The organism is Azospirillum sp. B506 (assembly GCF_000333595.1).
Classification (GTDB): Bacteria; Pseudomonadota; Alphaproteobacteria; order Azospirillales; family Azospirillaceae; genus Azospirillum.
In genome coordinates this window covers 1-5,413 of sequence record NZ_BADK01000280.1, presented here as the reverse complement: position 1 = coordinate 5,413, position 5,413 = coordinate 1, and the positions used below count along the sequence as shown (strand labels likewise).

6 protein-coding genes are annotated in these 5,413 nt (G+C 67.4%); 1 reads left to right on the top strand and 5 read right to left on the bottom strand.

The window, feature by feature from the left end:
* Window positions 1-30: 30 nt before the first annotated feature.
* From I71_RS08865 to I71_RS08845, 5 genes are all read right to left on the bottom strand, one after another.
* Complete coding sequence (locus I71_RS08865; RefSeq protein ID WP_042693966.1) at window positions 31-696, bottom strand: phosphatase PAP2 family protein; 666 nt, start codon at window positions 694-696, stop codon at window positions 31-33.
* A 101-nt stretch (window positions 697-797) separates the two neighbouring features.
* On the bottom strand, window positions 798-2,192 hold the full coding sequence (locus I71_RS08860; protein ID WP_042693965.1) for a PleD family two-component system response regulator: 1,395 nt from the start codon (window positions 2,190-2,192) through the stop codon (window positions 798-800).
* Between the two features lie 41 nt (window positions 2,193-2,233).
* Window positions 2,234-2,641, bottom strand: coding sequence for a response regulator (locus I71_RS08855; RefSeq protein WP_083897061.1), 408 nt, complete (start codon window positions 2,639-2,641; stop codon window positions 2,234-2,236).
* A gap of 291 nt (window positions 2,642-2,932) precedes the next feature.
* A complete protein-coding gene (locus I71_RS08850; RefSeq protein WP_042693961.1) occupies window positions 2,933-3,649 on the bottom strand; it encodes a GGDEF domain-containing protein in 717 nt (238 codons plus the stop codon).
* A 299-nt stretch (window positions 3,650-3,948) separates the two neighbouring features.
* The gene (locus I71_RS08845) at window positions 3,949-4,977 is read right to left on the bottom strand and encodes a D-glycerate dehydrogenase (protein ID WP_042693959.1); all 1,029 of its coding nucleotides are present in this window, start codon (window positions 4,975-4,977) and stop codon (window positions 3,949-3,951) included.
* Window positions 4,978-5,086: 109 nt separating this feature from the next.
* Between I71_RS08845 and I71_RS08840 the strand changes: the two genes are divergently transcribed.
* On the top strand, window positions 5,087-5,413 hold a 327-nt coding region (locus I71_RS08840), incomplete at its 3' end, for an EipB family protein (RefSeq protein WP_148294194.1).

The following is a 5,413-nucleotide window of genomic DNA, read 5'->3' as shown; positions in this document are numbered from 1 at the left end:
ACCCTGGTTGCTGACTTACCGGCTGGTCATTTATCCGCGGGTGCCGGGAAGCACCCGGCCGGCCAGTTCGCACAGTCCTGCCCCGCTGCCGAGTTGCTCGGCGGCCCAGCGGATCGTCCCCTCGACGACGGACGGGTCGCCGGCATGGACCAGCAAGGCCAGCCCCAGCACCATCGCTCCGGCCAGCCAGGGCGAGGGGCGCAGCCGGGGAGCGCCGTCCTTGCGGCTGCTCCACAGGAACAGCAGGACCGACAGGCCGCCGATCATCAGCCCGGCCACCACCTCCGCCCCCGAATGGGCCGAGACGGCCACGCGCGAGGCGCCGATGGCCAACACCAGAATCACCGCCGCCAGCGGCAGCCCGACGCGGAGCCAGCGCGATCCGGCGCTGCGGGCAGCCAATGCCGACACCGACCCGTAGAAGACGGCGGAGAAGGCGGCATGGCCGCTGGGGCTGACGAAGCGGTCACCCGCGAACAGGGAGGGAAACAGCGGAAAGTCGGGCAGACCGCAGCCATGCCCAACCAGCTTGAGCACCACCATGACGCCAAGACACAGCGCCAGCGCCAGCAGCCAGCGCACTGCCAGCGGCGCCGAATGGCGGCGCCACAGCGCGGTCGCATAGAGGGCGGAAAGCGGAACGAGAAGGCTGCTGCTGCCCAGGTGGGTGATGGCGCCGCTGGCGATGGCGAGCATCGGATCCCCCATGGATGCCGGTGAAGGAAACGGCATCGGCAGATGGTGCGGCGCAGCACAGGCGGCAAGGCTGCGACGGGAGGCAGCCCGAAAGTCCCGCCCTACCCCTCCAGTTGGTCGGCGCGCGCGTCGGCGATAACACAGTTGCGGCCCGACCGCTTGGCCTCGTACAGAGCCTCGTCGGCGCGGCGCACCAGCCCTTCGGCGGTATCGCCCAGCCGGCCGCCGACCGAGATGCCGATGGAGACCGTCACGTTGATCTCGCCGCGGTCGGATGACACGGCGAAGGGGATGTCGGCGATGCGCGACCGCAGGCGCTCGGCCACGATCAGCGCCGCTTCCCCGTCGGTGTCGGGCAGGATGACGATGAATTCCTCGCCGCCCAACCGGGCAACCAGATCGAAGGTGCGCAGGTTGCGGCTGGCGCGGGCGGAGACCTCGCGCAGAACCTCGTCGCCGATGGCGTGGCCGTAGGTGTCGTTGACCACCTTGAAGTGATCGATGTCGAACATCAGCACCGACACCGGCTTGTGGCTGTCGATGGCGCGTTCCAGCAGCCGCGGCAGATGCGCGTTGACGTAACGGCGGTTGAAGACGCCGGTCAGGCTGTCGGTCAGCGCCATCGACAGGCTCTGCTCGTAATTGGAGCGCAGCCGTTCCTGATAGCGCTTGCGGCGGATCTGGGTGCGGGCGCGAGCCAGCAGCTCGTTCCGGTCGACCGGCTTGATGACGTAATCGTTGGCGCCGAGTTCCAGACCCTTCGCCACCTGCCCCAGGTCGCCTTCGTCCACCATCAGCAGGATCGGCACCTGTCGCGTGCGCTCGTGCGAGCGCAACTGCGAACAGAGCCGCAGTCCGTCCTCGTTCAGCAGGGTCAGGCTGACCACCACCAGATCGAGCGGGGTACCCAGCGCGCGCTCCAGTGCCTTGGCGCCGGTGTCGGCCGAAAACACCGTGTTGTGGTCGCGCTCCAGCGTCTCCGCCACCTTCTCAAGGTCGAGGGCGGAGTCCTCCAGCACCAGCACGCTGGCGCGCTCGAAGGACACGCTCAGCATGGTGCCGCTGCGCTCGATCACGCCGAACTGGCCCGACGTGCTTTCGCGCAGGCGCCATTCGTCCATCATCATCTTCAGCCGCACCAGCGAGCGCACGCGCGCGAACAGCGCGATGTCGTTCACCGGCTTGGTCAGGAAATCGTCGGCCCCGGCCTCCAGCCCGCGGACGCGGTCGGCGATGTCGGACAGCGCCGTGACCATCACCACCGGGATGTGCATGGTGGCGGGATCGGAACGGATCTTCTCGCAGACCTCGAACCCGTCCATGCCCGGCATCATCACGTCCAGCAGCACGATGTCGGGCGATTCCCTCCGCACCATTTCCAGCGCGTCTGGTCCGTTGAAGGCGGTCAGCACATTGAAGTACTCGCGGGTCAGCTTTGCCGCGAGCAGCTTCACGTTGGGCAGAACGTCATCGACGACTAGAACACGCGCGGACATCGGAAGGAGAATCCTGCAGAATTGCTACAGAGAGAACCGTCTCAGCCCAGAAACTTCTTGACTGTTTCGAGGAACTTGACGACCGAAATGGGCTTCGCCACATAATCTTCGCAGCCGCCCTGTCGGATTTTCTCCTCGTCGCCTTTCATGGCGAATGCGGTGACAGCCACGACGGGTATGCCTTTCAACTCCGGATCCTCCTTGATCCAGCGTGTGACCTCCAGCCCCGAAACCTCCGGCAGCTGGATGTCCATCAGGATCAGGTCGGGACGGTGCTGCCGGGCCAGCCGCATCGCCTCCATGCCGTCGCGGGTCTGCAGCGTGCCATAGCCGTGCGCTTCGAGCAGGTCATGAAAGAGCTTCATGTTCAGCTCGTTGTCCTCGACGATGAGGACGGTCCTGGTCGGCTTACCACCGGTCACCATCGGACCGTACGGCTCCGCTGACATGCATCCTCCCTGGGAGTGGTCTCCGCCTTCACGCTGTCCGACGCCGGATGTCGCACTGCACGGTCGCACGACCGTGCCAGATGGCCGACCATGCGATCACAGCATTGCAGATCCGGTATACCCCCTTTCTGATTAGGTCGCGACGGTTAAATAGTCGTTACCGGAGCAGCGGATGTGTCCCTGATCGACAGGCGATCATCCTGTCGGAAAACGGAAAACCGCCCGCGACGGGCGCAGGCGGTTCTGGATTGTCGGAAGCGGCAACGTGCCGCGGCAAGGACCGGCGAAGGGTCAGGCCGCCCGCTTCACCTTGCGCTTGGCATCGCGGCGGCGGGCCCCCTTGGCGCCGTACATCATCGCATCGGCGCGGCGCATCACCTCATCCTCGGTATCGTCGGCGCCATAGGGCTGGGTGCCGACGGAGAAGCGGACCGGCAGGGTCACCCCACCCCACTCCACATGAGTGGCGTCGGCAATGGCCGCCAGCTGCCGGGCGCGCGACAGGCCGCTGGCGGTGTCGGTGTTGGTCAGCAGCACGGCGAATTCGTCGCCGCCCAACCGGGCGACCACATCCTCCTGTCGGACATTGCCGACAATCATCCGCGCGACCTGCCGCAGATAGGCGTCGCCGGCGACATGGCCGTGGGTATCGTTGATGGCCTTGAAGCCGTCCAGGTCGATCATGACCAACAGGCCGCCGGCGGTGCCGGTGCGCCGGGCCGAGGCCAGTTCGCGCCGGAAGTGACTGTAGAAGCCGCGCCGGTTCAGCAGGCCGGTCAGCTCGTCGGTCATCGTCAGGCTTTCCAGGTAGGCGATGCGCCCCTGCAACTCGGCGATCGTCTCCTTTGCCTCGGCAAGCAGGGCAATCGTCTCGTCCAGCGTCTGGCGCTCGGTCCCCCGCAGAAGCCCGACGCGCGAGGCCAGCGCAACCGGTGACCAGCCAGCCGGCACATCGAAACGGTCGGCGGCGTGATGCTTCAGGTCCAGGGCGGCGACGATGGCATTCATTGGGTCGGCTCCTCAGATGAAGGTCGGAACACTTCGCGGTTACCTAAGCAACCGCCATGCCAACCTGCCGCGCCCCCAGATACCAAGCATTTTATGCATTTCCATCGGATTGCGCCGCCGGATCACCGGGCGGCGATGGAGCCTCTTTCCCACCTGACCGGCATCTTCTGCCCACCCCAACCGTTCGGGGCAGGAAATCCCTGCCGGGGACGGTGAGCGAAGAATGGCGGGCGAAGGACAACAGGCGATGGGCAACGGCAGGCAAAGGGTTCCACCTGCCGTCGCACCACGCGCTTCGCTCACACCACGCGATCCGGCGCCGGCCGGCCGGCCATCACCGCGTCGACATTGTCCAGCGCCTTGAACCCCATGGCGTTCCGCGTCTCCACCGTGGCGCTGCCCAGATGCGGCAGCAGGAAGGTGTTGGGCAGATCGCGATAGCCGGGATGGAGGTTCGGCTCATTCTCGAACACGTCGAGTCCGGCCGCCGCCAGCCGCCCGCTCTTCAGCGCGTCGATCACCGCGCCGTCGTCCACCACGCTGCCGCGCGCCGTGTTGATCAGAATGGCACCCGGCGGCAACCGTGCGATCCGCCCGGCATTCAGCCAATGTCGGGTTTCCGCCGTGGCTGGGAAGTGAAGCGACAGGACATCGCACGCCGCCAGCATCTCCTCCGGGTCGGCATGGTAGGTCGCGCCCAATTCCAGCTCCGCGGGCAGGCGCCGGCGGTTGCTGTAATGGATGGTCAGGCCGAAGGCGCGGGCGCGGGCCGCGACCGCCTGTCCGATGCGGCCCATGCCGACGATGCCCAGCCGCTTGCCACCGACATGGGTGCCCATCAGCTGGGTCGGGGTCCAGCCGGTCCAGGCGTTGGCGCGGATCATCCGCTCGCCCTCGGACGCGCGGCGCGCGGCGCCGAGCAGAAGAAGCAGGGCGATGTCGGCGGTGGCGTCGGTCAGCACGTCCGGCGTGTTGGTGACGGTCAGGCCGCGGGCGCGCGCCGCCTCCAGATCGATGTGGTCGGTGCCGACCGAGAAGGTCGCCAGCACCCGCACACTCCGCGGCAGCGCGGCGATGGCGGCGGCGTCCAGCCGGTCGCCGGCGCAGCAGAGCACGGCATCGGCCCCGATCTCCGTGGCGCGGGCGGCGATCTCGGCACCGGTGAAGGCACGGTCCTCCGGATTGAGCAGCGCGCGGTAGTCGCACGAGGCCCGCGCCTCCACCGCATCGGGAAGGCGGCGGGTCAGCAGCAGCGCCGGGCGGGCAGAGGAGCGGGAGGCGGGATTGTCCGACTGCGTCGCGGGCTGCACATCGGCAGGGCTTGTCATTCCGGCGGTTCCCTTCCATTGATTAGGACATTCGGGTGGCGGGCCTTTCGGACCGCGGCAAAAACACCCATACTCCACCAAGAGCCGTCAATCACCTGTGGATCCCGCCTTGCTCGACCGTCTTTCTGCCCTTCCGGCGACCGTTGGCGCGGTCTTCGCTGCCGCCGTTTCCGCCGGGGCGCTCTTCGCGGCCCCCCCTGCCCTGGCTCAGCCGGCCGCGACCTCACTGGCGGCGGTCGCGGCCAGGATCCAGCCCCACCGGGCGATCTACACCATGTCGCTTGGGTCGGCACGCAACGGATCGAAGGTCAGCGATGTCCGTGGCCGCATGATGTTCGAGTGGGCCGACGCCTGCGACGGCTGGACGACGGAGCAGCGCTTCCAGCTGCGCTTCGTCTACAGCGAGGGCGAGGACATGGCGATGAACACCAACTAC

Bases quoted from the DNA above. Each gene is read 5' to 3' on its own strand.
- I71_RS08865 (WP_042693966.1), bottom strand. From the start codon at position 696: ATGCTCGCCATCGCCAGCGGCGCCATCACCCACCTGGGCAGCAGCAGC.
- I71_RS08860 (WP_042693965.1), bottom strand. From the start codon at position 2,192: ATGTCCGCGCGTGTTCTAGTCGTCGATGACGTTCTGCCCAACGTGAAG.
- I71_RS08855 (WP_083897061.1), bottom strand. From the start codon at position 2,641: ATGTCAGCGGAGCCGTACGGTCCGATGGTGACCGGTGGTAAGCCGACC.
- I71_RS08850 (WP_042693961.1), bottom strand. From the start codon at position 3,649: ATGAATGCCATCGTCGCCGCCCTGGACCTGAAGCATCACGCCGCCGAC.
- I71_RS08845 (WP_042693959.1), bottom strand. From the start codon at position 4,977: ATGACAAGCCCTGCCGATGTGCAGCCCGCGACGCAGTCGGACAATCCC.